Genomic DNA, 24839 nt, shown 5'->3' on the forward strand with positions numbered 1-24839 from the left:
CGGCTACGCGGACCGCGACGTCAGGCGCAGTGCGCCGAGGACCTGATCGGTGCCGGAGCGGTCGCCCACGGTGATGCGGGTTCCGGCCGCGCCGCACTCCTTCACCGCGACCCCGATCCCCCGGAGTATCCGTCCGACGGCCACGCCCTCCGCGCCGGGGAGGAAGACGAAGTTGGCGTGGCTGGGCACGACGCGGACGCCCAGGTGCGCCAGCAAGGCGGTCAATCGCTCCCGCTCACCCCTCATGGAGCGGACTCGTTGTGCCAGCTCGAGTTCCGCGTCGAGCGCGACCGGAACCGCGGCCATCGCGGCGCGACCGACCGCGAACGGCACCTCGTGGCCGCGCAGCTCGGTGATCAGTTCGGTGGAGCCGATGCCGTATCCGACGCGGAGCGCCGCCAGACCGTACGCCTTCGAGAAGGTCCGCAGCACCACGACGCCGGGGTTCCGGATCAGCCGGTGGAGATCGGACGCCGTCTCGCTGAACTCCACATACGCCTCGTCGACGACGGTCATCACGTGAGGTGGCACCGCTCCGAGAAATCGGTTGAGGTCGCCCCCGTTCACCACGGACCCGGTCGGGTTGTGCGGCGAGCAGATCACCACGACCGCAGTCTCTGGTGTGATCGACGCGAGCAGTCGGTCGAGGTCGACCGCGCCGGCGTCGTCGAGGTCGACCGCGTCGAATCGCATCCCGACCATCCGCGCGAGGATCGGATAACCGTCGAAGGTCGGTGTGGAGGTGAGCAGTGCGGGTGTCGCGATGCCGGCGTCCGCGGCCCGACGGACCGCACACTGCAACGCCGACAGTGCAACTCCGGTGGCACCCGGCCCCACCGTGACCCGTTCCGGTACGACCCCGAGATGGCAGGCGATCTGCCCGCGCGTCCGGTCCGGCAGGAAGTCGGGATACCGATGGGACTCGAGGATCTCGTGCTGCAGGGCTGCCGCGACCGACGGCAGCGGCGGGTAGGCCGATTCGTTGAGATCCAGGCGGAGACTCGGCCAGGTCGCCCCGCCGGCGAGCGGCGGGCTCATGGCCGGCCGGCCCATCTCATCGCGGCCGCCCCGGAGAAGTCGCCGGCGTGGGCGAAGGCGGCCATCATCACGACGTCGCCCTCGCCGATGCGTCCGTCGGAGATGGCCGCGTCGAGCGTGACCGGGATGGCGACGGCGAACAGGTTGCCGCATTCGTCGAAGGTGTCCGGGTGATGGCTGTCCGGGAGTTCGAGTGCCTCACGCCAGTTGCGCAGGAAGATCCGGCTGGGCTGATTGGTCACGAACCAGTCGAGGTCCGACGGCGAGATGCCGACCTCGTCGGCGACCTCGATGGCGACCTCGGGCACCATGCGGTTCCCTCGAGCGAGCACCTTCGCGATCTTGGAGTCGGTGAACCCGATGTGCATCTGGCCCGATCCGGCCTCCCAGTACTTGCGCGGCGGGTCGGAGACGCCGGTCATGTCACCGGAGTACTGGCCGAACGAGTGGCAGCGGAGACCCAGGATCGGACTCGCGTCGACGTCGTCGATGGTCAGGACGGCCACCGCCGCACCGTCTCCCGGGATGGCGGCCTGCGCCTTGCCGCGGACCTGCTCCTGGGTGAACACCTGGCCCGCGCTGTTCTGCGCCAGCCCCAGCAACGCCTTGTGACCTCCCCCGGCCCGCAGCAGGGCTTCGGCGATCTGAATCATGAAGATGAACGCGGCACACCCTCCGTTGTGCACGTCCAGCACCGTCGACGGCCGGATGCCGAGCCGGTGGGCCAGCTCCCCGCCGCATCCGCGCACAGGTACTTCGGGCAGCTGGCTGTGGGTCAGGACCACGTCGACGTCGTCGAGGAAATCGTCGCCGTGCCGCTCCAGCAGATCGCGCGTCGCCGAGATCATCATGTCCGCCGACGTCTCCCCGTCCGCCGCGTGATGACGGAATGCCGGTGCGCGGAACATCACGTTGTCCGCGAGGGTGTCGTCTTCCGCGTACTGCGCGTAATACGCTGCGGGAACGACCTTCTCGGGTAGATAGGTGGCGAGGTCGACGAGGCTGACCGGGTTCGGTGTCATGATCGCATCCATTCTGGGGTGAGCGGGAGTCCGTTGCGGTGCCGGTATTCGGCGATGGCGGTGAGGTTGTCGAGTTCGATCTGGTGGCCGGGGGCGAAGGTGTCCCAGAAGTCCCCCACCCACACCGGGCGATCGGGCGGGGCGGTCTCCGGGAAGGGGTTCTCGTCGTAGAACGGGTGATGGCAATTCACCCACAGCACAACCGAACCGGGCTTGTCGAAGACGACCTGCGCGTCGACGACCCGCATCAGGTAGATCATCCACAGGTGACGACCCTGGTCCCATGCGCAGTGGTAGTCGACCGTCATCGCCTCGGGCGAGGCGATCGTGCGGACGTAGATCTCGGTGTCGGCTCCCAACCGGTCCTGCGCGACCCACAGTCCCGGTTCCTCGGTCTCGGTGAATCCGCGGAGGCTGTAACTCCATTCCTCCAGCGACCGGGTGTGGGAGAGCCAGTCGAACACTTCCCGGGGCGGGGCGTCGACGTAACCCTGTATCGGGCAGAAGTCACCGTAGATCTGGTCGTGCGGGTACACGGACCGCAGCTTGTCGAGGACGAGGGGCGTCGCGATCGGCCGCGGATGCGATTCGATGCGGACGAGACCGGCGAGGGTCGAGGCATCCTCGCCGAGGTCGGAGAGGGCGGTTGGTAGCACTGTCATGACTGTCCTTTCGGGATGAGCGGGGCGAACGGTGGGATCTCGTCGGGATCGACGTCGACGACGAGACAGTTGGGGCCCGGCTGCGACAACAGCTCGATGGCCGCCGTGCGCACGGACTCGGGATCGGAGGCACGGGCGACGAGGAGGCCGTCGAACATGGCGGCCAATCCGCCGGCCAGGTCACTGGGTCGAAACCTGTTGACGCTGGGCGTGTTCGGGAAGAAGAGGTGTTCCCGGGTGATGCACATCGCGTGCGCGTTGTTGTTGAGCAGTACGAGGGTGACGGGCGCGTCGTGTTCGACGGCGGTGTGGATCTCCATGCCGTGCATGAAGAAGGCGCCGTCACCGGCGAGCACGACGGTGCGTCTCCGCGCGCCGCCGGCCGTCTTCTCGTCCACTGCCGAGCGGATGGCGTTGCCGACGCCGGCCGCGATCGCGTATCCCATGCCGCCCATGCCCAGCGCCACGACGAACCGGCCGTGACCGAACGGGAGGTGATGGATGGCTGCGGCTCCGGCGTTGCCGGCGTCGGCGAAGACGGGGGTGTCCGGCGGCAACGCGTGCCCGATCGCCTCGATCGCGGTGCGCATGTCCAGTCCCGATCGGCCTGCCGGCACCGTCAGGTGGGTCACCTCGACCGCCTCACACGGACAGTCGTGGCCGAGGCGTCGTCGAATTCCACCGGCGAGCCGTGCGAGCGCGGCCGCGAGGTCGGTGCACCGCACATGGTCGACGTCGCCGGGCATCCGCGGCGGCTCGGACCCGAGGTGGACGATCCGGAGCTGTCCCAACGCCTCGTCGAGGCCGGCGCGATCGGTCATCGTCATCCTGCAGCCGATCACGAGGCAGAGGTCCGCGGCGGCGACCACGCGGTGCGCCGACGGATGCCCCATCACCCCGGTGACGCCCGCGCATCCGCCGCCGTCCCGGAGCAGGTCACGGCCGCCGGGAGCTGCGACGACGACCGCACCGAGCGCGGCGGCGAGAGCATCGACCTGCGGACCGACGCCCGCGCGGGATGCCTCGTCACCCACCCAGATGACCAGCCGCCCATGGGATTTCGCGAGCGCGAACAGTTCGTCGGCCAGGGCGAACAACGCCGGCCCCGGTGCCTCGACGTCGTGTTGTACCCACTCCCCTGGATGCAGCTGCCGCAATTCGGGGGCCGGCGCGGACTGGATGTCCTTGGGCAGCAGGACGGCCGCCGGTAGGCCCCGGTGGAGCGTGGCGAACGCCGTCGCCAGCGCGGCGGGCACCTCGTCGGCGTGACCGACGACCGCACACGAACCCGTGACGGCCGACAGGACACCCGCGATGTCGACCGTGTCGGGCGGCGCGAGCATGTCCTGGAACGCTCCCCGACCGACCAACGACGACGGCGCGGTCCCGATGAGTGCGAGAACCGGCACCCTGCTGTCGTATGCCTCGGCGAGGGCGGGGACGACGTTCATCGCCCCGCCACCCGAGGTGGTCATCACGATTCCGGGCGTACCGGACATCCGGGCCGTCCCGTCGGCCATCGCACCGGCGGCGAACTCGTGTTTGGCGACGACGGCCGTCATCCCCGGAGCCCGCGTCGCGGCGTCGTACAGGTCTTCGATGTTGGCTCCGTGCACCCCGAACGCGACGCTCATCGACGACGAGATGAGCTGTTCCACAATGTATTCGGCCACGGTAGGGGTGGCGGCGCGTCCGGTGCCGGCGGGGGCTCCCCGGTGCCTGCGATCTGCGGTCAAGGTCATGCCGACAACTCTGCGACCCCGAACCTGAAGAACCGCTGAAGTAGTACACCGATCGAACACTTCTCCGACGACCCCGTGACGACCTACGCTGAGTGATCAGCAGGTGCTGTCGCCGGATGGCTGTCGCTGTACGCACCGGCGAGGAGTTGCGATGTCCGGTCTTCCACGCCCCGCTCTTCTACGACGCAACCAGGGCGTCCGCATCCGGTCCACGATCGTCGGGACACTCCTCGTCACCATCGCCCTCCTGATCGGCGGCGCGGTGATGCTGTTCATGCTGAACCTGGATCCACCGATGATGTGAGGGATTGAGCGTGTCGTAGAACGCGAGAGCCCCTGGTGGGCTGGAGAATTGGAGTTACCACAACAACAATTCCGGCCCAAACAGGAGCATCTCGCAGATGAAAGCATCTCACACTCTCACCCCAGTTTTCGATGACCCGAACCTGGTGTCGGCGGCGGGTCTGGTCCCGGTGATGCGCCTGGCCGAGACCGCCGGCCTCCACCAGCTCTGCGAGCGGCACCTGAGCGTGGAGTGCCCCAACCCGGTCCTCAAGTCGACCAGCATCGTGGCCGGCGTGCTCGCCGGCGCCGACAGCATCGACGACCTCGACCTGCTCCGCCACGGCGCGATGAACCGGCTCTTCGCCGGGATACGGGCACCCTCGACCTTGGGCACCTACCTGCGCTCGTTCACTCACGGCCATGTCCAGCAACTCGACGCCGTGGCCACCCGGCTCCTGGCCGGCCTGACCGCAACCGTTCCGGCGCTCCTCGGTGAGGCCGGTGAGCTGGCATTTCTGGATATCGACGACACCATCCGCGAAGTCCACGGCTACGCCAAACAGGCGGCTGCGTTCGGCTACTCCAAGGTCCGTGGCCTCAACGCCCAGCTCGCCGTACTGTCGACCCCGACGACGGCACCGGTGATCGCCCGGGCCCGGCTCCGCCGCGGCAACGTCGCTTCCCACACCGGCTCCGGCCGCCTGCTCACCCTGGCGGCCAACACCGCCCGCGCCGCCGGAGTGACCGGACAGATCCTGGCCCGCGCGGATTCGGCCTACTACTGCCACGCCTTCATCGCCGCCGCCATCCGGGCCGGCATCTGGTTCTCGGTCACCGCCCGCCACAACCCACAGATCACCGCGGCGATCGCCGCCATCGACGAGGCGGCATGGACCCCGATCGAGTACACCAACGCCGTCTACGACGAGGCCGAGCAGCGCTGGATTTCCGATGCCGAAGTCGCCGAAACCCCGGTCACGATCTTCACCTCACGCCGCAAACGCGACCACGTGACCTGCCGGTTGATCGTGCGGCGCGTCAAACGCCTCAACCCGGCCAGCGCCGATGGCCAAGACGAGTTGTTCACCACCTACCGTCACCACGGGTTCATCACCAACTCGACCCTGCCGATGATCGACGCCGACGCCCATCACCGCGATCACGCCATCGTCGAGCAGGTCATCGCCGAACTGAAGAACGGGCCGCTGGCGCATCTGCCCTCAGGGAAATACGCGGCCAACGCCGCCTGGCTCGCCCATGCCGTCATCGCCTTCAACCTCGCCCGCGCTGCCGGCGCCGCGGCCTCACCCCGACATGCCCGTGCCCGCTGGGCCACCATCGGCACCCACCTGATCAACATCCCCGCCCGCATCGCCTCCTCCGCACGACGACTGACCCTGCACCTGCCCACCGACTGGCCCTGGGCCTCGGCCTGGCAAGCCCTGTTCACCTCCGCGACCAGCCCACCAGCGACCGCTAACTGACCACCGGCCCCAGCGGCCCCGACCAAGGACCCCAGTGAAAAAGCCGGGCAGACCGGCGATACCGTCACGCCTACATCCGCCTTCCCGACCCTCACCCCGATGGGAGCGCAGCCGCATATGCGGTCGGTGGATCAAGGCTGAATCGCGCCGACAGCAGGACCATGTACGACGAGACCGGCTACCGGGCGTATGAGATCGCGGCCGAGATCCGGGAGGGCGGGATCGCGGCGATCTCGCCGGAGTCGTTCGGAATGGGCTACGGCGCCGACATCGTGCAGGTGATCGACGGGAATGGTCGGGTGGTGGCGTCCTCCCCCGGCGCGGCCGGCGATCCGGTCACGGCCGAGCGCCCGGCGATGTGGGCGTCGACGCAGGTGCAGGGCCGGTTGGTGCCCGGCAGCGAGGTCGAGTTCTGCGCGACCGTCACCTCCACCTCGCACGACGGGGCCGTGTACACGGTGGTCGTCGCGGTCTCGGCGGACGCGTATCGGCAGAGTCTGATCAACACCGCGCTCGTGCTCGCCGTCGAACTCCCCGTCCTGGTGCTGCTGTCCGCGGTGGCCATCTGGTTCTTCGTGGGTCGCGCGCTGCGACCGGTCGGGCGGATCACCGAGCAGGTCACCGCGATCACCGCGTCCGATCTGTCCCGCCGGGTGCCGGTCCCGTCCACCGACGACGAGGTGACGCGCCTGGCCACGACGATGAACTCGATGCTCGAACGTCTCGAACAGAGCCGGGCCGCGCAGCTGCGGTTCGTCGGCGATGCCTCCCACGAGATGCGCAGTCCGCTGACCACGGTGGTCGGCCTGCTCGACCTTGCCGACGACACCGACTCCCCGATCGATGTGCGAACACTTCGCACGCTGCTGCTCCCTGAGGCCCGCCGACTCCAGAACATGGTCGACGACCTGCTGCTTCTCGCCCGCTCCGACGAACACGGTGTGCCGCTGCACGTCCGGGACATCGACCTCGACGACATCGTCGCCGGCGAGGCGCGTCGCCTGCGGTCGCTGGGTCTGGCCGCGGTCGCCACCACGATCATCCCGATCCGGATGGCCGGCGATCCGGAGAAGCTGTCGCGAGCCATCCGGAATCTGGCCGAGAACGCCGTCCGCTACGCGGCGTCGACGGTCCGGTTCGACATGTCCTTCGATCCGACGACCGGCGTCGCGTCGATCGCGGTGACCGACGACGGCCCGGGGATCCCGCGCGACCTTCGCGACATCATCTTCGACCGCTTCACGAGGCTCGACGGGGATCGCCGCAATCGCGGCGGTTCCGGACTCGGACTGTCCATCGTCCGCGAGATCGTCCGAGCGCACGGAGGTTCGGTGTCCGTGCAGGACCCGCCCGCGCGGTTCGGACACGGCGTCACCTTCGTCGTCTCGCTGCCGACGGCGCGTCGCCTACCCGACGGCGCAGGTGACGGTGCGGTCAGCACGGCGCTCGCGATGCCGCCGCGTCAGCCGATGCGATAGCCGACCCCGCGGACGGTCTTGATACTGCGCACGCCGAAAGGCTGGTCGATCCGCTTGCGCAGGTAGGCGATGTACACCTCGATGATGTTGGGGTCGCCCTCGTAGTTCTCGTCCCAGACCGAGTGCAGGATGTCGGCTTTGGAGACGACGGTGCCGGCGTGACGGATGAGGCACTCGAGCACCGCGTACTCCCGCGGGGTCAGGGTGATGGGTGTTTCACCGCGCCGCACGAGATGTTCCGCCGGGTCGAGGGAGAGGTCGCCGACGCACAGGGTCACCGGACGCTCGGGCGCACCGCGACGCACCAGCGCACGCAGCCGTGCTTTGAGGACGACGACCGAGAACGGTTTGACCAGGTAATCGTCGGCGCCGCAGTCGAGTGCCTCCGCCTGGTCGTACTCGCCGTCCTTCGCGCTCAGCATCATGACCGGTGTCCAGATCTCGCGTTCCCGAAGGCTCTGCAGCACGCGGTACCCGTTCATCCCGGGCATCATGATGTCGAGCACGATCACGTCGTAGCTGCCCTCGGTGGCCCGCCACAGCCCGTCCGGACCGTCGAAGGCCACCGTGACCGCCCACCCGTCACTGACGAGCATCCGGCGGACGGTCTCAGCTGCCCTGATGTCATCGTCGACGACGAGCGCGTGCACCATCGCTCATTTCAGTAGCCGTGACATCCGGCGGTCGGCAAGGACCTTGCCACCGGTCTGGCAGGTCGGGCAGTACTGGAAGGACCGGTCGGCGAAGGAGACCTCGCGGACGGTGTCGCCGCAGACCGGACACGGCAGTCCGGTGCGCGCGTGCACGCGGAGTCCGGTGCGTTTCTCCGACTTCAGCCGGGCGACGGTCTGCCCTTCGAGGCGGCCTGTGGCGTCGGTGAGTACTCCGCGCATCGCGTCGTACAAGGCGCTGACCTGATCCGGTTTGAGGGTTTTCGACGACGCGAACGGCGACAGTCGCGCGGTGTGCAAGATCTCGTCGGAGTAGGCGTTGCCGATCCCGGCGATGGTGTGCTGGTCGGTGAGCACGTTCTTCACGCGTCCGGTGGTGCCGGCGAGGATCTCGGCGAACTGTTCCCCGGTCAGTTCCAGGGCGTCGGGGCCGAGTCCGGCGATGCGGTCGATCTCGCCGGGGTCGCGTACGAGCCACACCGCCAGGCGCTTCTGGGTGCCCGCCTCGGTGACGTCGAATCCCTCGCCGGGCAGGCCGCAGTGCACCCGCAGCGCGATCGGCGACTTGCCGCCCGGGCGCAGCGGCTTGGGTGAGAGATCCTCGCTCCACCGCACCCAGCCGGCGCGCGACAGGTGGATGACCAGGGCCAGCGTCGGCTCGGACGTCGTCGCTTCCGAACCCGGGATCGTGCGGATGACCAGGTACTTGCCCACGCGGCCGACCGATTCGACAATGCGGTCGGTGAGCGCGGTGTACGGCGGATCGGCCGTCTTGAGCACGGACAGGGACGCGACGTCGACTCGCCGGATCGGGAGTCCGGCCGCGCGACCGTCGACATAGTCGGCGATGGCGGCCACCTCAGGGAGCTCGGGCATGCCACCAGTGTGCTCTAGTAAAGGGATGACTTCCCGACTTTCCGACGCCGAGCTGGCCGCCCGGATCGCCCAGGGAGCCGGGGAGATCCTCCTCGGGATTCGTCATGGCGACCTGTTGACCGGCAGCATGCTCGGCGATGCCGGCGATGCTCTCGCCCAGGCGTGGATCTCGACCGTCCTGCGCAAACACCGTCCGCGCGACGCTGTTCTGTCCGAAGAAGCGGCCGATGTCGGCGACCGCGCGACGGCCCGGCGCGTGTGGATCATCGACCCGCTCGACGGCACAAGGGAATTCGCCGCGGGCAGTGCGGACTGGGCTGTGCACGTGGCGTTGACGGAGAACGGGACCGTCACCGAGGCTGCGGTGTCGCTACCCGCGACCGGTGAACTGTTCCGCGCCGACACCGTCGAGAAACCCGGCGGCGAACTGACCCGCCGCATGGTGACCTCGCGATGGGGCGGCTCGTACGAGACGAGCTATGTGTCCAACCGACTCGGCCTGCAGATGGTTCCGGTCGGGTCGGCGGGCGCCAAGGCGATGGCCGTCGTCCGTGGCGACGCCGACGCCTACGTCCACGCCGGAGGCCAGTACGAGTGGGACAACGCGGCACCGGTCGGGGTCGCCCTGGCGGCGGGCCTGCACTGCAGTCGCCTGGACGGTTCGGAGATCGTTTACAACAACCGCCACCCCTACATGCCCGATTTCGTGATCTGCCGCAGCGAGATCCGCGACGACATGCTCGCAGCCCTGCAGCAGATCTGGTGAACTTGCCGGTGTGAACGGAATCGGCGACGCCGTCGTCCGGATCGGCCCGGTCCTGGCGGTCGCCATCGTCGTGCTCGCCGTCGTCGCGGTGCTGGTGAACCGCCGAAGTGGTTTGGCCACTGACACTTTGGTAGCGACGCTCCGCGCGGTCGTCCAATTGGCGGCGTTGGCCGGCGTGCTGGCCGTGGTGGTTCCGCATCTGTGGGCGTCGGCGCTGTTCGTCGTGGTCATGGCGGTGGCCGCGGCGTGGACGTCGGCTCGGCGGATACGGCCTCGGCACGCCGGGTTCCCGGCCATCATGCGATGTCTCGGGCCGGTCGCCGCGCCGACGATCGTCATCGTGGTCGTTCTCGCCCTGATCGGTGTCCTACCCGCGAGGGGGATCGCCATCATCCCCACCGCGGGCATCCTGCTCGGCGGGGCGATGGTCACCACGTCGCTCGCGGGGCGTCGGGCCCACGACGAACTGAACACTCGCCACGGCGAGGTCGAGGCGGCGCTGTCGCTGGGCCTGCTCCCCCGCGATGCCCGCCTCGAGATCTGCGCGGCGGCGTCGGCGAGCGCCCTTATCCCCGGGCTCGATCAGACCCGAGCCGTGGGTCTGGTGACGATCCCCGGCGCCTTCGTCGGCATGGTCCTCGGCGGAGCGTCGGTGTGGGCGGCCGCGGCGATGCAGTTGTTCGTGCTCATCGCACTGCTCGCCGTCAGTTCGATCGCCATGCTCGTCACGGTCGAGTTGGTGGCGCGCGAGGAGTTGTGACCGGTTAGAACGGCGGCTCGGTCTCGTCGGCGAGACGCTGCTTCCTGTTGCGGGCACGTTCGGCCCGCCGGCGCGCGTGTTTCTGCGCGAGCCGGTTGCTGGTGGACGGGGTGTCGTCGCCCGTGATCACCCGTGGTGTGGGTGGCGCTTGGGGTGGTTGTTCGTACCGGATGCGTCGAAGGTTGGGGAAGAAGTCTTCCAGGGTTTCCGCGTCGCCGAGGATGACGAAGCCCTCTGGGGTCCGGTATTCGGTGACGAGGTGGCCTTCGTCGTCGCGGTATTGGGTGTCGATCCAGTCACCGAAGGTCTTGTGCAGGTGCCCGAACCGACATTTCGCGTTCAGGTTCTCACTCGACGTCGCGCCGCTGTGTGCGGGGTTGGTGCGGTCGTACTCGGCGACGTGGTCGAGGTCGGAGGCGAAAGACGAACACGCGCAACCGGGTTCGGTGCAGTAACCGTCCCGCACGCGCACGAAATCGGCGCACGCGGCGGTGGGTCGATAAGGGTCGGCGGATTGCGCACCGGGATAGACGATCACCATGTCTGCCGGCGGGGCATCCGCCGAGCTCGGCTCGACGGGGCTATCCGGATCGTCGGAAGTCTTCGTCGTCGGCCGCTCTGCGACAACGCGCGTCGGTGCGGTGCGGACCGGCGTGACTGGTCTGACGGTCGCGTCGGGCCGCTGGGCGAGGTCGCGGACGTGTTCACCGGAGATGACACCGTGGCCGTCGACCCAGCCGATGCCGGGGCCGCCGTTGAGGGTGTCGGGGTCGGTGACGGCGTGAATGATGACCTCGGTGGTCACCGCGCACACCACCTCGGCGGGGTCGGGGACCTCCGCGTCGCACTCCTCACGCCCGCACTGGCACTCGTAGGCGGTGCCGGTCAACAACGCGAACATGGCATCGGAGTTGCGCTGGTTGCGCTTGCGGCCGTCATGCGCGCAGACGGTGTCGGCGAGGGCTTTCACCGCCTTCTCGGCGATGCGGATGTTCTCGGCGGCCATCACACCGGTGATCTCCCCGGTGCCGTCGACGAAGTTGTCGATCCACACCCCACGCTTGTCGAGGGCCTCCTTGCGCCGTTCCCGCACCGCGTCGGGATCGTGCCGAAAGACCAGGCGGTCGACCATGTCCCGCAGTCTGGGTTTGGACCACGCACCTTTACGGTTGCGCAGGATTCGTTCGATCTCGGTGTCGAGCTCGGCGATGACGGCGTCGTCGGAGATGAGGTCGGTGCGAGAGATGACGGTCTGGATCAACTCCCGCGACAGGATGCCGTCGCGCAGGGTGGTCAGCACCTTCGGTAACCGGTCCCGCAGGGCGAGCGCTTCACCCACCCACTGATCAGCCTGGTAGCGCGTAACGGCGCCCTCACGGCAGACCCGGGTCACCATCTCGGTGTAGCGGTCGATGAAGAACCCGCCCTGAGTGTTGACCACGAGCTGGTCGTAGACGGTCAGGATCGACTCATACCGGCACCACGCCAGATAAGCCTCACCGTGACGAATCGAACCGAACCGTTCCATATGGGTTGCGGTGTCAGACAATTCGGGGTGGGCAGCATCGACCCCGGCGAGAAACCCGCCCGGAAGATCGGTCCACTTGCTCACGCTGCCCCCACAACGTCTACAGCCCAACCTGGATGGCTGAATCTGTTACCAACCAATGTAGATCAACCCACCGACAAGATCGGATCGTCATCCACAGCCGGACGAATGTAAGAATTTGCGCAGCAGACGGTTACACCGAGCTGCGATCATGCGGGGCGGGAAGCCTTGCGCAACAGGTAGATGTCCATGATCCACCCGATGCGTTCGCGGGCGTCGGCTCGGGCTTCGACGATCTGCCCGGTCACGTCGCCCACCCGTCCGCTGATGAGGATCTCGTCGTCGGTGCCGACGTATGCGCCCCACCAGATGTGGTCGTCGGGGTCGGCGGTGTGGCGGAAGGCGAGATCGCCGTCGAGCATGACGATCTGGTTGGCGTCGGCACCGGCGGGGGTGTCGGCGAGGCGACGACCGGTGGTGATGTGGATCGGTTCCCCGACGCGGTTGGCGACGATGCCGTGCGCGGCGGTGAGCGCGCTGGCGCTTGTCACACCGGGGATCACCTCGACCGTGAGTTCGAGGTCGTCGCGTGCGGAGAGATCGTCGACGATGCGCAGCGTGCTGTCGTAGAGGGCGGGATCACCCCACACGAGGAAGGCCGCGACGCCGCCGTCGCCGACCTCGTCGCGCAGTGCGGTTGCGATCAGGTCCGCGCGTGCGGCGTGCCAGCGTCGGACCTCTGCGTCGTAGTCGGCGGGCGCACGGTCGCGCGGCGGGTCGGGGATCTCGACGAGTGAACAGCCCTCGCGCGCATGGGTGTCGAGGATCACCCGGCGTGCGTCGAGCAGTCCGCTCTTCCCCGTTCCCTTCTCGAGAGCGAGGAAGGCGTCGACGTCGGCCATGGCGTCGATGGCCTGCAGGGTGACCTGGCGTGGACCGCCGGGTCCGATCCCGATGACCCGCAGCGTGATTCGCACGGTCAGATCTTCACCTTCGGTAGCCCGTGCTTGCGTGCGGTCATGTCCAGGATCAGCTGGCGCGGCGCGAGCCGGCGCAGGAAGAACACGATGCCCGCCTGATTCCCCCTGGCGTAGAAGGGTTTCGGATGTTCGGCGAGCGCGGCGTCGACGATCTGGGTGGCCATGTCCTCCGCACTTATCCCGGCGTCCTCGTTGCGGCGGGTGGCCGCGGCGAGGGTCTCGTACTCGGCGCGATACGGCGAGTTCTCACCGATGTGGATGGACCGGCGGTCGCCGATACCGGTCGCGATGGTGCCCGGTTCGACCGAGATCATCCGAATCCCGTACGGCGCCACCTCACGACGCGCAGCCAGCGCGAAGGCCTTCAGCGCCGACTTGGTCGCCGCGTAGTTGGACCGGAACGCGACCGGGAAGCTCGACAGCATCGACCCGACCATGACGACCGTGCCCCGTCGCCGCTCACGCATCCCGGGGAGGACCGCCTTGGTGAGGGCGACCGGCCCGAACACGTTGACACGGAACAGCTCTTCGATGGCCTGCATCGAGGTGTCCTCGAGTGCGCCCGCCTGCGATTCGCCGGCGTTGTTGACCAGGATGTCGACCGGACCGACGAGGTCGGCGCAGGCGGTGGCGGAGTCGTAATCGGCGTTGTCGAGGCGGACGTAGGTGACGCCGGGCATCGGGTTGCGCACGGCGTCCGGGTTCCGGGTGGTGCCGTAGACCCGAAGGCCGCGGGCGACGAACTGTCGGGCGACTTCGGCGCCGATGCCGCTGGTCGCACCGGTGACGAGAACGGTCTGGGAGCTCACGCCCGCTACGGTATCGCAGCCCCTCGTCAGACGAGACGGTCGTAGCGGCGCGTGAGGATGCTCAGTTCGGCCGCGACCCGATCGGTGTCGGGCCCGTAGGGACGCCTCGGATCGCGGGTCCACCAGTCGATGAAACGCTGGAGCGGCGTACGACTTCCGGCAGGCGTACGGCGGGTGAAGAACACGAGCGCGGCGACGGCCGGAACGACCACGGCGGCGAGAACGATGAGGGTGATTGCCATGGCAGTAATTCTCTGTCCGACTGATTACCGCCAACAGTGGCACAAACGTCAATGTCCGCAAATCTTCTGCCATACTGGCTTCATGCTGAAAACGGTCGGGGTTCTCCTCCACGGCAACGTCGCGATGTTCGAGTTCGGCGTCGTCCACGAGGTGTTCGGCCTCGACCGCACCGACGACGGCGTCCCCGGCTTCGACTTCCGTGTCGCCTCCCCCGACCCGTCGGTGCCGCTGCCCGTCGGGAACGGCGTGTCGATCCAGGTCTCGCACTCTGTCGACGAGTGCCGCGACGTCGACCTCGTCGCCATCCCCGGCGGAATGGTCGACGGCGACTACCCCGCGGAGATCCTCGACACCGTGCGCGCGGTGGTCGACAACGGCGGCCGCGTGCTGACGGTGTGTTCGGGCGCCTTCGTCGCCGGCGCCGCGGGCCTGCTCGACGGCCGACGCTGCACGACGCACTGGCGCTTCGGCAAGGAGCTGGCACGACAGTTCCCGAAGGCGAAGGTCGACACCGACGTCCTCTTCGTCGACGACGGCCCCATCACCACCAGCGCCGGCACCGCAGCCGGGATCGACGCGTCGCTGCACCTGGTCCGCGAGGCGTGGGGTCCTGGCGTCGCGAACCGGATCGCCCGTCGCATGGTCGTCTCACCGCACCGCGACGGCGGACAGCGACAGTTCGTCGATGCACCGATGCCCGCCTGCTCCGACGAAGGTTTCGGCGCACTGCTCAGTTGGCTACTCGAACACCTCGACCGTGACATCAGCGTCGACGACATGGCGGAACGGATGCACATGTCCGGCCGGACGTTCGCGCGGCGGTTCGTCGACGAGGTCGGGGTGTCACCGCGACGATGGCTCACCGAACAGCGCGTACTGGCCGCGAAAAACCTGCTCGAATCGACGGACGCGCCGGTCGAAGAGGTCGCGCGGCTGGTCGGATTCACCTCGGCAACCCTGCTCCGTCACCACTTCGCGGCATCCGTGGGGGTCTCGCCGCTGGTATATCGGCGTCGCTTCACGAAATCCGCCGCGACCTCATAGCTCGAACCCGCGCAGAGCGCAGGTTCGAGCCAGGAAATGGCAAGTGGTGCCCTCGGTAGGATTCGAACCTACGACCTACCCTTTAGGAGAGGGTTGCTCTATCCCCTGAGCTACGAAGGCGCAGTAACCAGGCCGGCGCGCGACACCGCGTGACGACCACACGGCAGTCTACGTCAGCGCTCGACGCCGACCGCACCATCTCCATCCGGCACCCGCTTCCGATCGTCGCTATAGTCGACAGGAGGCACGAACCGGGCAATTCGGGCTGTGATTGTCGCCACTGGATCCACCCGGCATTGGGGTTCCTGCCAGATTCGGCCCGTACACTTCGGTCGGGTAACAGTTTGGTCAACCGGGGAGGTCTTTGCGTTGGTGCACGCAGCGGGCTCGGCGCGCACCGCCGACAGCGAGACCGGCACGTCTGCGGAGTCGGACACGACCGGCGTCGCGCCGGCGACGACGACCCCGGCTGCCACCCCGTTCGGGAAATCGCGCTCTCGCGCTCACACCGCCGACTTCGTGCGCGTGTTCTTGTTCACCTTCGTGGTGGTCGCGCACAGTGTGAACGCGATCAACGGCGGGCCCGACGAGGTCCGCGGCGCCAATCTGGTCGGCACCCTGTGCCACCTCACCCGTTACGGGTTCGTCGCAGTGACGCTCTACGTCCTCGTGCTGAGCATGCAGGGGCGCGAGATGTCGCCGGCGCAGTTCTGGCGTCGTCGCTTCGGCCTGGTCGTCGGCCCCTATCTCGCCTGGACGCTCATCTACGCGGTCACCGATCACGTGATCATCCGGGACAACCCTTTCCCGCCCGCCGGCGAGTGGCTCTCCGGGCTCGTGCACGACCTGTTCGTCGGCGAGGGCAAGTACCAGCTGTACTTCCTGCTGATCTCGATGCAGATCTATCTGTTCTTCCCGCTCATCTCCTGGATCTTCGACCGCGGCCGCAACCGGCCGTGGCTCCTGCTGTCCGGTGGCGCGCTCATCCAGATCACGATGTTCGTCATCTACCAGTACCTGCCGCGGCCGTCGGGCGCCGCCTGGGACGTCGCCTATCACCACCTCTGGAAGACGCTGCCGATGTACGCGCTGTTCGTCGCCATGGGTGTGCTCGCGGCGCAGCACCAGCAGGCCGTGGACAAGTGGCTGCGTGAACACATGGCCACGGTGGTGCTCGTCGCCGCGGGATGTGCGGCCTTCACCGTCGCCGGTTACCTGCTGGCGACCTCGCCGGGCAATGTCCCGTGGAAGGCGAACACCGCCTGGAATCCGGTGTCGCTGCCGTGGCTCGTGGGCGGGTTCGTGTTGCTGTGGCTGATCGGTCTCGTCTGGGACGACCGCCGCGCAGCGGGCCGTCCGGCCGCGGCGAAGTTCGTCTCGCAGGCGACACTGCGCGCGTTCGGCGTCTTCGCCGTCCACCCGCTCATCCTCGACGTCCTCGGACGCGTCGGATTCCTCAGCGGGCTGTTCGAGTGGTTCCCGCACTCGGCGATCCTGCGGTCGCTGATCCTCATCGCGGTCGTTCTCACCAGCTCGCTGATCGTCGTCGACCTACTGCTGCGCCTCCCGTTCAGCAAATGGCTGACCGCCCGGCCCCGCATCCCCCTGCTGCCGAAGCGCGAGAAGAAGCAGGACCGAAAGGTCGCAGCCGAAACCTCGTAGCCTCGTCGGCAGTCAAACAGAGGTCGATCGCCGCAGTCACCGGTACTTGGGGTTGTTGAACACCGGGATCTCGATGTTGATCGGCATCCGCAGTTCCGACATGTAGAAGAGGACGAACTGGCGGAGGAATTCGTCGATCATCCAGTACGCCTCGCGCGGCATCCCGACGTTCAGCAGGCCTTCACGGACCAGTACGTACGGCGTCCAGGCCGTCTCCAGCAGCGGCGTCCACACGGGTTCGCGCGGGATGTTCAGCCCGTCGGCGGCCTTGTCGCCGAGCATGAATCGGGTCAACGCCCCGAGCACTCCGCGTGAGAGCAGGGTCAGGTCCAGATTCATACCCAGGTCGAGCAGCATGTCCGCGAGCTTGCGACCCTCCGGCGTGGGGTGCTGGATCGGGTCGAGCACCTGCCTCGCCTGGGATTCGGCGGCATTCCACGACGCCGGGATGTACTCATCCTTGACACCCAGCATGTGCGCGGTGATCTGCCACGAATGCAGGAAGCCCGCCGACTCGTCGGCAGCGATCGGCACCTGCCACTTCTCGAAGTTGCGCATCACGGTGGTCGGCAGGCTGTGCCAGGTCACCATGATGTCGGCCTGGCTGATCGGCACATCCTCCGATGCGGAGTGCACCCAGTGCCGTGACTGCGGGAGGAGGTGTCGGACGCCGGCATGTGCCATCCGGGTCTTCAGGCAGGTGACGACCATCTCGCCGTCGGGTTGGTAGGCGTTGAGAGATCCGATGTCGTAGCCGAGTTTGGCGGTCTTGGAGATGCGGTCCTTGAGGTCCCATCCACCCTTGGAGTAGTAGACCGCCCGCGCCTCCTTGGGGATGAGGGTGCTCATCATGCCGCTCGCGAAGCCGTAGATGATGCCGAGGTACGTGCCGCGCTTCTGGTTGAACCTCACCGCGGCGGCCAGCTTGGACCGGTCGGTCCACGACGGCAGCTGCCGCGCGTGCTCCATGAAGTCGCGCAGCTCCGGCGGCAGCCCGGCCGGCAGCGGCTGCGAGTTCTTGTGCCAGGTCCGCAGCAGCTTGTTGACCTTCGGCGCCTGACCACTGTCGATGACCTTCGCGATCACCGGGTCGGCCTCGTCGTCCCAGAGGGTGCGCGGGTCGGCGCCCGCACCGCGGCCCGGCAGCGAGTTCGCCGGCGACCACGTCCACGGGGTCGCCGGGGCCACCGCGGCCACCGCCCCGGCCGCTCCGACGACCCCTCCTGCCTTGAGTAGCTTGCGCCTGTTCAGATCGTGCATGGCCCCGTCCCGTTCAGTCCGATGTATCAATGTGACAATCTTCGTAACCTTGTATCCTTGATAGCATCGAGAGACTCAGGACACTCCGACATTCTCGGATTTGCGATCGTTGATCCGGGCAGATCGATCGCCACACCGAAGGGAATCGCCGATGCCGTCGTCCGCTGCGGACATCCCCGGTCCGGGCTTGATGCCGGTCGGTTCGTCGTCGAGCTCGGTGATCCACCGCGCGTTCCTCGGGTCCGTGAACCCCACCGACACCGAATCCGACCCGACGGCCGAACGTCTTCTCGACGCCGCCTTCGACCTCTTCTGCCGACTCGGCATCCAGCGGACACCCATGGAGAAGGTCGCCAAGAACGCGGGCGTCACTCGGGTGACCCTCTACCGGAAATTCGCCACCAAGGACGCCCTCGTCGACGAGGTGGTCCTCCGCGAGTTCCGGCGCTATTTCGACCAGTTCCGCGCCGACATCCCGGCCGCGCAGACGGTGGCCGAGCGCGTGGTCGTCGGATTTGTCGGATCATTGCGGGCCGTCGCGAGCAACCCCCTGATCAGCGGGATGGCCGACTCCGAGTCGAGCATGCTCATCGAATCGATGATCGGCGACGACGGCCTCCTGCTCTCCGTCGTGCAGCAGTTCGTGGCCGCTCAACTACGACGAGAACAGTTGGCGGGCAACATCTCCGAGGACCTCGACATCGAGATCGTGGCCGAGATGATGGTGCGCATCTCGGCGTCGTTCCTCACCGTGCCGAGTCGCGTCGTCGACATCACCGACGACGCCCAGTTGGCCGACATCGCGAGACGATTCCTCGTCCCGATGCTCGATCCGCCGCGCTGACGGCTCCCGGCTGGGACAATCGTCGGATCACCGTCCAGCTGAGGGGAGTTCCGCGATGCGTTCGTGGTCGGTCATCGTCATCCTCGCGGTCTCCCAGTTCGTGATGGTGCTCGACAGCACCGTCATGAACGTGTCAATCTCGGTCGTGGCCGCCGATCTGGGCACCTCGATCACCGGCATGCAGGCCGCGATCACGTTCTACGCGCTGACGATGGCGGCGTTCATGCTGACCGGCGGCAAACTCGGCGATCTCATGGGCCGGGCCCGAGCCTTCAAGATCGGCGCGGTCATCTACGGGATCGGCTCGCTCACCACCGCATTGAGCCCCAACCTGACCGTTCTCATGCTGGGTTGGTCCCTGGTCGAGGGACTCGGGGCGGTGCTCGTCATCCCGGCGATCGCCTCCCTGGCCGCCATCAACTACACCGGGAAGGCCCGGGTCACCGCCTTCTCGGTCCTCGGCGCGGTGACCGGACTCGCCGCTGCCGTCGGCCCACTGCTCGGCGGCCTGATGACCACCTACGCCTCCTGGCGGTACGTCTTCGTCGCGGAGACCGTCGTCATGGTGATCGTCCTGTTCGCGGCCGGCCTGATCCACGACGTCGAACGTGACCGCGATGTGCGGATCGATCCGCTGAGCGTTCTCGCGTCGGCCGGCGGCCTGGCGCTCATCGTCTACGGTGTGCTGCAGTCGAAGACCTGGGGTTGGCTGAAGCCGCAGCATCCGCCGGAGATCAACGGGAACGAGATCGCGCCGTTGGGCGTGTCCCCCGTCGCCTACCTGTTGCTGATCGGCGTCGTCGTGCTCTGGTTGTTCGTCGATCGTCAACGCGCCCTTGCCCGTACCGGCCGGCAGCCGCTGCTCCGCGTCGAACTGCTGCGGATACCCGCGCTGCGCAGCGGACTCGGCGGGTTCCTCGCGCAGTACTTCGCGATCGCCGCGCTCTTCTTCGTGGTGCCCGTCTACCTGCAGACGATGCTGGGACGCGATGCCCTGCAGACCGGGATCAAGATCCTGCCGCTGTCGGTGGGCCTGGTGTTGTTCTCGGTCCTCGGTTCCTGGCTCACCGCACGACGCTCCGCCCGCTTCATCGCCCGCGGCGGGCAGATCATCATGGCCATCGGCGTCCTCTTCGTGATCGCCGCGGTCGGGGTCGACCTGCGCAACGTGGCCTTCGCCATCGGGATGTTCGTCGTCGGAGCAGGTTTCGGCCTCCTCGCCTCCCAACTCGGCAACGTCAACATGTCCGCGGTCGAGGAGAAGGACACCTCCGAGGTCGGCGGACTACAGGGCACCTTCCAGAACCTCGGCTCGTCGTTCGGTACGGCGGTCGCCGGTTCGGTGTTCATCCTCCTGCTGTCGTCGGGTTTCCTCTCCACCGTCGGCGACACCGAATCACTGTCCGCCACAGAGCAACAGCAGATCGTCTCCACCGTCGACGACGCCGGGGTGCCCATCATCTCGGCGGATCAGGCACGCACCCTGGTCCTGGACTCCGGCGGCTCGGAGTCCGCCGCGCAGGCCGTGTCCGAGGCCTACGCCGACGCGCAGGTCGCCGCGATCCAGCAGGCCCTGTTCATCGTGTTCGTGCTGCTCGTGCTGGCGCTGCTCTTCTCGAGGAACCTGCCGAATCGGGTCGTCGCGCACGGCGACGACACCGCCGACGGGGTCACCGGGACGTGAGACGTGCTCAGCCCCCGGCGACCACGTTCTTCGCGATGGTGGCCTCCGTGTGCTTGATGGCCTGGGCGGCGAACGGCCCGACGATGCCACCGAGCACTCGACCCGCGATGCCGCCGGGCAGGGTGTAGCTGAACTCCACCTGCAGTTCGGTGCCCTTGTTCGCGTCGAGGAACCGCCAGGTGGTGTCGGCCTGGAAACCCTCGATCGCCTTGAGTTCGATCAGCTCGTCGACGCCGTACCGGGTGCATTCCACGACCGACTTGAGCTTTTTCGGACCGACGTCGATCGTCAGCTCGAAGACGGAGCCCAGACCCTGGGTCTGCTCGGTCCGCGGCTCGAAGCGGGTCACACCCATCAGGTACTCGGGGACGTTCTGGTACCCGTCGACGTACTGGAAGACCTTGTCCCGAGGCGCATCGACCACGGCCTGATGACGTACCACTCCCACGCTCTACCCCGTTCTCGCGTGCCCGGCCCGGTGTGGCCGTGCTGTTCCCGATCGACACTATGCGGTCGGTACCGCTTCCGGGCGCGGGACACGGCCCACCGATTTGCCCCCCGTCGCCGGGTCCGATATTCCTTCAGACGGTGTCGACGTCAACGGGCGGATGGTCCGAACTACTCGCCCGTGAACACCGCGCCGCGGTGTCGGTCTTCGCCGGCGGCATCCTCGTCTTCGCCATCAACACCTTCCTCACCTCGGCCTCGCTGCCCAGCACCGTCGCCGACATCGGCGGCGAACAGTTCTACGCCTGGGTCGTCACGGTCTTCCTGATCGCCTCCGTCGTGGCGTCGATGTTAGTGACGCGCGCGCTGGCCCAGTTCGGCGCCCGGGGCGCCTATCTGATCGGGTTCTCCGCGTTCGCCGCGGGCTCACTGGTCTGCGCGCTCACCCCGACCATGCCGATCCTGTTGATCGGCAGGCTGATCCAGGGACTCGGCGGCGGACTTCTCACCGGCCTGGCGTTCGCGGTCGTGCAGATCGCCCTGCCGCAGCGCATCTGGGGCCGGGCCGTGGCGATGATCTCGGCGATGTGGGGTGTCGGCAACATCGTGGGTCCGGCGATCGGCGGCATGTTCGCCGAGGTCGGACTGTGGCGGGGCTCCTTCTGGTTCCTGACCGTCGTCACGCTGGCCATCGCCGCGGTGGCCGCCCGGGTGCTGCCGCGCGGTCGCGGCTCCGGCGACCGGCACCCGTTGCCATGGGCATCGCTGGCAGCGGTGACCGTCGCAGCCGGGGCGGTCTCGGTGGCCGCGATCTCCGGTTCGACGACGGCGGTCGTGGTTCTCGGCGGTGTCGCGTTGCTCGCCCTGCTCGGTTTCGTGGCCGTCGATCGACGCGGTGACACCGGCCTGCTCCCCCGTCTCACCTATTCGGTGGGCAATCCCCTCAAGTGGATCTACCTCTCGATCGCGGTGTTGGCGGCCGGGTCGACCGCCGAGGCCTTCCTCCCGTTGTTCGGCCAGCAGGTCGGCGGGCTGTCACCTTTCACCGCGGGTCTTCTGCCGGCCGCGCTGTCGACCGGGTGGACGGTCGCGCAGATAGCCAGCAGCACGTGGGCCCACGGCCGCTCGGCATCGGCCGCCCGCGTCGCGGGGCCGGCGTTCCTCGCCGCGGGCCTGGCCGGTTACGGCCTCCTCCAGTCCTCGACCGCACCGATCGCGATCGCCGGCTGGTATGTCTGCCTCGTCGTCGCCGGCATGGGCATCGGCATGGCCTTCCCGCACATCGCGACCGCCGCCATGGGCATCACCGACGACCAGGCCGAAGCCGCGCGCGCATCGGCGGGCATAAACTCCGTGCAGATGGTCGCCAACACCGTCGGGTCGGCTGCGGCCGGTCTGCTCGTCAGCTTCGGCGCCGACGCGGTCGGGTCGGCACGACTGCTGACGTTCGGTTTCGCCTGTCTCGCGGTGATCGGGGTGGGCATCGCCGTTCGGTCGGTCCGCCCTGCGCGGTGACCGTACGCTGAGGTCCATGAGACGCCGTCGGGGAAGTCATCATCTCGGATCCCGCGGCCTCCGGCTGACGGTGGTCGCGGTCGCCGCCACGCTGGTCGTCGCCTCGTGCGGGTCCGACGCCGACGAACCGTCCGCCGCGCCGGTCACCTGCGCGGAGATCCCGAACGGCGAGCTCATCGACGCCCAGGAGGCCTCGGCCGCCCCCACCGACATCGCGACCCGACCCGAGATCGCATCAGGTTACCGCAGCGGGATGAAGCCGGTCCGGACCGGGACCTACGCCGCGGCGACGGCCAATCCGCTGGCCACCCGCGCGGCCTGCGAGGTGTTGCGCGACGGTGGCACCGCGGCCGATGCCCTGGTGGCCGCGCAGATGGTGCTCGGGCTCGTCGAACCGCAGTCGTCGGGTATCGGCGGCGGCGCCTTCGCCCTCTACTACGACGCGGCGTCGAACACGGTGCGCGCCTTCGACGGCCGCGAGACGGCACCCGCGGCCGCCACCGAGACCTACCTGACGCAGATCTCCCCGACCGACCCGGCGCCGCCCGTACCGAGTGCCCGCGCGTCGGGACGATCGATCGGCGTCCCCGGCGTGCTGCGGATGCTCGACATGGTCCACGGCGAGTACGGCAAGCAGGCCTGGCGCGACCTGTTCGAACCGGCGATCACCCTGGCGGACAGCGGTTTCGAGATCAGCCCACGACTGGCCGGGGCGATCGCCGCCTCCGCACCGGAGCTGAAGGCCGACGAGGAGGCCCGCACCTACTTCCTGACCGGCGAGGGCACGGCGAAGCCCGCGGGCACCGACCTGGTCAACCCGGCGTACGCCAAAACCCTTGGCGTTCTGGCCGCCGACGGCGCCGACGCGATGTACGACGGCCCGCTCGCCCAGGCGATCGTCGCCGAAGCGGGCAGCACCGCCGGCGGTATGACGCCGAGCCTGATGACCGTCGACGACCTGCGCGACTACCGGGCGATCGCCCGCGAACCCATCGTGACGGAGTACCGCGGCCGCCAGATCGTCGCCATGCCCGGACCGTCGTCGGGCGGCATCGCCGTCGCCTCCACGCTGGGCATCCTGGAGAACTTCGACCTGCCGACGATGGGCCCCACCGAGTCAGACGGCGACGCCGAGGCGAGCCGGGACGGTGGCCGGCCGGATCCCGCAGCGGTGCACCTGATCACCGAGGCCGAGCGACTCGCCTATGCCGACCGTGACAAGTACGTCGCCGACCCGGATTTCGTGCCGCTGCCGGGACGCGGCGTCGAGACCATCCTCGATCCCGCATATCTGCAGGCGCGCGCCGGGTTGATCAAACCCGATTCCTCCCTGGGTGAGGCACCGGCCGGGGACCTCGGTCCGGTCCCGCTCGGTTCGCATCCCGGCAACGAACACGGCACCAGCCACATCACCGTCGCCGACCGCTACGGCAACGTCGCATCGATGACGACGACCATCGAATCGGCGTTCGGCAGCTACCACATGGTCGACGGCTTCCTGCTCAACAACCAGCTCACCGACTTCGCGGCCGAACCGCGCGACGACGACGGCGCCCTGCTCGCCAACCGGGTGTCCCCCGGTAAGCGTCCGCGGTCGTCGATGGCGCCGACCCTGGTGATGCAACCGGGCACCGACGGCGCGCCGGCACAGGTGATCGCCGCGCTGGGTTCGCCGGGCGGATCGGTCATCATCCAGTTCGTCGTGAAAACCCTTGTCGGAATGCTGGACTGGGGCCTGAACCCGCAGCAGGCGGTGTCGATGATCGACTTCGGCTCGGCCAACACCCCGACGTCGAACGTCGGTGGCGAACACCCACTGGTCGACACCGCCGACGACGGCGCGCACGATCCGCTGGTGCGGGGCCTCCGCGAACGGGGCGAAGAGGTGTCCGTCGACGAACAGTCCAGCGGTCTCAGCGCGATCATGCGCCACGACTCCGGGTGGATCGGCGGCGCCGACCCGCGTCGTGAAGGTGCCGTGATGGGCGACGACGCCACGCTGCAGTGAGCTGCTGAGT

General features: G+C 68.1%; 23 protein-coding genes and 1 tRNA gene. 11 read left to right on the forward strand and 13 right to left on the reverse strand.

Going from position 1 to position 24839, the window contains the following annotated elements:
- Window positions 1-3: 3 nt before the first annotated feature.
- Genes C5O27_RS20950 through C5O27_RS20965 form a run of 4 tightly spaced genes read right to left on the reverse strand, consistent with a single transcriptional unit; the run spans window position 4 to window position 4464 of the window.
- A complete protein-coding gene (locus C5O27_RS20950) occupies window positions 4-1038 on the reverse strand; it encodes a pyridoxal phosphate-dependent aminotransferase (protein WP_127963565.1) in 1035 nt (344 codons plus the stop codon).
- Window positions 1035-2060: a 3-oxoacyl-ACP synthase III family protein gene (locus C5O27_RS20955; protein WP_127963566.1), complete on the reverse strand. Its 1026-nt coding sequence runs from the start codon at window positions 2058-2060 to the stop codon at window positions 1035-1037. The genes C5O27_RS20950 and C5O27_RS20955 overlap by 4 nt, the downstream gene beginning before the upstream one ends.
- Complete coding sequence (locus C5O27_RS20960; RefSeq protein ID WP_127963567.1) at window positions 2057-2722, reverse strand: SRPBCC family protein; 666 nt, start codon at window positions 2720-2722, stop codon at window positions 2057-2059. The genes C5O27_RS20955 and C5O27_RS20960 overlap by 4 nt, the downstream gene beginning before the upstream one ends.
- Complete coding sequence (locus C5O27_RS20965; protein WP_127963568.1) at window positions 2719-4464, reverse strand: thiamine pyrophosphate-binding protein; 1746 nt, start codon at window positions 4462-4464, stop codon at window positions 2719-2721. The genes C5O27_RS20960 and C5O27_RS20965 overlap by 4 nt, the downstream gene beginning before the upstream one ends.
- 151 nt (window positions 4465-4615) lie before the next feature.
- On the opposite strand from C5O27_RS20965, the gene C5O27_RS22795 reads away from it, so the two are divergent.
- The 3 genes from C5O27_RS22795 to C5O27_RS20975 all read left to right on the forward strand — a co-directional run bounded on the left by C5O27_RS22795 (window position 4616) and on the right by C5O27_RS20975 (window position 7711).
- A complete protein-coding gene (locus C5O27_RS22795) occupies window positions 4616-4768 on the forward strand; it encodes a hypothetical protein (protein WP_164905335.1) in 153 nt (50 codons plus the stop codon).
- Window positions 4769-4865: 97 nt separating this feature from the next.
- Window positions 4866-6233: an IS1380 family transposase gene (locus C5O27_RS20970; protein WP_042378977.1), complete on the forward strand. Its 1368-nt coding sequence runs from the start codon at window positions 4866-4868 to the stop codon at window positions 6231-6233.
- A gap of 161 nt (window positions 6234-6394) precedes the next feature.
- Window positions 6395-7711, forward strand: a complete 1317-nt coding sequence (locus C5O27_RS20975) for a sensor histidine kinase (protein WP_127963569.1) — start codon at window positions 6395-6397, stop codon at window positions 7709-7711.
- Here C5O27_RS20975 and C5O27_RS20980 read toward each other — a convergent pair.
- A complete protein-coding gene (locus C5O27_RS20980; protein ID WP_127963570.1) occupies window positions 7696-8364 on the reverse strand; it encodes a response regulator transcription factor in 669 nt (222 codons plus the stop codon). The two genes, C5O27_RS20975 and C5O27_RS20980, sit on opposite strands and share 16 nt — an antisense overlap.
- A gap of 3 nt (window positions 8365-8367) precedes the next feature.
- Window positions 8368-9258, reverse strand: a complete 891-nt coding sequence (locus C5O27_RS20985; RefSeq protein WP_127963571.1) for a DNA-formamidopyrimidine glycosylase family protein — start codon at window positions 9256-9258, stop codon at window positions 8368-8370.
- Between the two features lie 25 nt (window positions 9259-9283).
- Between C5O27_RS20985 and C5O27_RS20990 the strand changes: the two genes are divergently transcribed.
- A complete protein-coding gene (locus C5O27_RS20990) occupies window positions 9284-10024 on the forward strand; it encodes a 3'(2'),5'-bisphosphate nucleotidase CysQ (RefSeq protein WP_127963572.1) in 741 nt (246 codons plus the stop codon).
- A 10-nt stretch (window positions 10025-10034) separates the two neighbouring features.
- On the forward strand, window positions 10035-10784 hold the full coding sequence (locus C5O27_RS20995; protein WP_127963573.1) for an ABC transporter permease: 750 nt from the start codon (window positions 10035-10037) through the stop codon (window positions 10782-10784).
- A gap of 4 nt (window positions 10785-10788) precedes the next feature.
- Here C5O27_RS20995 and C5O27_RS21000 read toward each other — a convergent pair whose 3' ends face one another.
- From C5O27_RS21000 to C5O27_RS21015, 4 genes are all read right to left on the reverse strand, one after another.
- Window positions 10789-12396, reverse strand: coding sequence for a DUF222 domain-containing protein (locus C5O27_RS21000; protein ID WP_127963574.1), 1608 nt, complete (start codon window positions 12394-12396; stop codon window positions 10789-10791).
- Window positions 12397-12542: 146 nt separating this feature from the next.
- Complete coding sequence (gene cobF, locus C5O27_RS21005) at window positions 12543-13310, reverse strand: precorrin-6A synthase (deacetylating) (RefSeq protein ID WP_127963575.1); 768 nt, start codon at window positions 13308-13310, stop codon at window positions 12543-12545.
- A gap of 2 nt (window positions 13311-13312) precedes the next feature.
- Entirely contained in the window at window positions 13313-14122 is an 810-nt protein-coding gene (locus C5O27_RS21010; protein WP_127963576.1) for an SDR family oxidoreductase, read from the reverse strand.
- A gap of 26 nt (window positions 14123-14148) precedes the next feature.
- A complete protein-coding gene (locus C5O27_RS21015; protein ID WP_127963577.1) occupies window positions 14149-14364 on the reverse strand; it encodes a hypothetical protein in 216 nt (71 codons plus the stop codon).
- Window positions 14365-14446: 82 nt separating this feature from the next.
- Here C5O27_RS21015 and C5O27_RS21020 point away from each other — a divergent pair, with 82 nt between their 5' ends.
- A complete protein-coding gene (locus tag C5O27_RS21020) occupies window positions 14447-15409 on the forward strand; it encodes a GlxA family transcriptional regulator (protein ID WP_127963578.1) in 963 nt (320 codons plus the stop codon).
- A 44-nt stretch (window positions 15410-15453) separates the two neighbouring features.
- On the opposite strand, the gene C5O27_RS21025 is transcribed toward C5O27_RS21020, so the two are convergent.
- A tRNA-Arg gene (locus tag C5O27_RS21025) sits at window positions 15454-15529 on the reverse strand.
- Between the two features lie 252 nt (window positions 15530-15781).
- On the opposite strand from C5O27_RS21025, the gene C5O27_RS21030 reads away from it, so the two are divergent.
- Window positions 15782-17071 carry an acyltransferase gene (locus C5O27_RS21030; RefSeq protein ID WP_127963905.1) on the forward strand — a complete coding sequence of 430 codons (1290 nt, stop codon included), beginning with the start codon at window positions 15782-15784 and terminating at the stop codon, window positions 17069-17071.
- Window positions 17072-17107: 36 nt separating this feature from the next.
- Here the strand turns inward: C5O27_RS21030 and C5O27_RS21035 are convergent, their stop codons facing one another.
- On the reverse strand, window positions 17108-18331 hold the full coding sequence (locus tag C5O27_RS21035) for an oxygenase MpaB family protein (RefSeq protein ID WP_127963579.1): 1224 nt from the start codon (window positions 18329-18331) through the stop codon (window positions 17108-17110).
- Window positions 18332-18482: 151 nt separating this feature from the next.
- Between C5O27_RS21035 and C5O27_RS21040 the strand changes: the two genes are divergently transcribed.
- Both C5O27_RS21040 and C5O27_RS21045 read left to right on the forward strand, forming a co-directional pair.
- Window positions 18483-19175, forward strand: a complete 693-nt coding sequence (locus C5O27_RS21040; RefSeq protein ID WP_127963580.1) for a TetR/AcrR family transcriptional regulator — start codon at window positions 18483-18485, stop codon at window positions 19173-19175.
- Between the two features lie 55 nt (window positions 19176-19230).
- Window positions 19231-20859 (forward strand): MFS transporter, encoded by a 1629-nt coding sequence (locus C5O27_RS21045; protein ID WP_127963581.1) that lies wholly within the window; start codon window positions 19231-19233, stop codon window positions 20857-20859.
- Window positions 20860-20866: 7 nt separating this feature from the next.
- Here the strand turns inward: C5O27_RS21045 and C5O27_RS21050 are convergent, their stop codons facing one another.
- A complete protein-coding gene (locus C5O27_RS21050; protein WP_127963582.1) occupies window positions 20867-21307 on the reverse strand; it encodes an SRPBCC family protein in 441 nt (146 codons plus the stop codon).
- 140 nt (window positions 21308-21447) lie between these two features.
- Here C5O27_RS21050 and C5O27_RS21055 point away from each other — a divergent pair, with 140 nt between their 5' ends.
- Both C5O27_RS21055 and C5O27_RS21060 read left to right on the forward strand, forming a co-directional pair.
- The gene (locus tag C5O27_RS21055; protein ID WP_127963583.1) at window positions 21448-22821 is read left to right on the forward strand and encodes an MFS transporter; all 1374 of its coding nucleotides are present in this window, start codon (window positions 21448-21450) and stop codon (window positions 22819-22821) included.
- 16 nt (window positions 22822-22837) lie between these two features.
- Window positions 22838-24829: a gamma-glutamyltransferase family protein gene (locus C5O27_RS21060; RefSeq protein ID WP_127963584.1), complete on the forward strand. Its 1992-nt coding sequence runs from the start codon at window positions 22838-22840 to the stop codon at window positions 24827-24829.
- Window positions 24830-24839 lie beyond the last annotated feature (10 nt).

The sequence above is a fragment of the Gordonia alkanivorans genome (assembly GCF_004011905.1).
Taxonomy (GTDB): domain Bacteria; phylum Actinomycetota; class Actinomycetes; order Mycobacteriales; family Mycobacteriaceae; genus Gordonia; species Gordonia alkanivorans.

Excerpts from the sequence above, each read along its gene's own strand:
- C5O27_RS20950 (WP_127963565.1), bottom strand. The coding sequence starts at position 1,038 with ATGAGCCCGCCGCTCGCCGGCGGGGCGACCTGGCCGAGTCTCCGCCTG.
- C5O27_RS20955 (WP_127963566.1), bottom strand. The coding sequence starts at position 2,060 with ATGACACCGAACCCGGTCAGCCTCGTCGACCTCGCCACCTATCTACCC.
- C5O27_RS20960 (WP_127963567.1), bottom strand. The coding sequence starts at position 2,722 with ATGACAGTGCTACCAACCGCCCTCTCCGACCTCGGCGAGGATGCCTCG.
- C5O27_RS20965 (WP_127963568.1), bottom strand. The coding sequence starts at position 4,464 with ATGACCTTGACCGCAGATCGCAGGCACCGGGGAGCCCCCGCCGGCACC.
- C5O27_RS22795 (WP_164905335.1), top strand. The coding sequence starts at position 4,616 with ATGTCCGGTCTTCCACGCCCCGCTCTTCTACGACGCAACCAGGGCGTC.
- C5O27_RS20970 (WP_042378977.1), top strand. The coding sequence starts at position 4,866 with ATGAAAGCATCTCACACTCTCACCCCAGTTTTCGATGACCCGAACCTG.
- C5O27_RS20975 (WP_127963569.1), top strand. The coding sequence starts at position 6,395 with ATGTACGACGAGACCGGCTACCGGGCGTATGAGATCGCGGCCGAGATC.
- C5O27_RS20980 (WP_127963570.1), bottom strand. The coding sequence starts at position 8,364 with ATGGTGCACGCGCTCGTCGTCGACGATGACATCAGGGCAGCTGAGACC.
- C5O27_RS20985 (WP_127963571.1), bottom strand. The coding sequence starts at position 9,258 with ATGCCCGAGCTCCCTGAGGTGGCCGCCATCGCCGACTATGTCGACGGT.
- C5O27_RS20990 (WP_127963572.1), top strand. The coding sequence starts at position 9,284 with ATGACTTCCCGACTTTCCGACGCCGAGCTGGCCGCCCGGATCGCCCAG.
- C5O27_RS21015 (WP_127963577.1), bottom strand. The coding sequence starts at position 14,364 with ATGGCAATCACCCTCATCGTTCTCGCCGCCGTGGTCGTTCCGGCCGTC.
- C5O27_RS21020 (WP_127963578.1), top strand. The coding sequence starts at position 14,447 with ATGCTGAAAACGGTCGGGGTTCTCCTCCACGGCAACGTCGCGATGTTC.
- C5O27_RS21035 (WP_127963579.1), bottom strand. The coding sequence starts at position 18,331 with ATGCACGATCTGAACAGGCGCAAGCTACTCAAGGCAGGAGGGGTCGTC.
- C5O27_RS21040 (WP_127963580.1), top strand. The coding sequence starts at position 18,483 with ATGCCGTCGTCCGCTGCGGACATCCCCGGTCCGGGCTTGATGCCGGTC.
- C5O27_RS21045 (WP_127963581.1), top strand. The coding sequence starts at position 19,231 with ATGCGTTCGTGGTCGGTCATCGTCATCCTCGCGGTCTCCCAGTTCGTG.
- C5O27_RS21060 (WP_127963584.1), top strand. The coding sequence starts at position 22,838 with ATGAGACGCCGTCGGGGAAGTCATCATCTCGGATCCCGCGGCCTCCGG.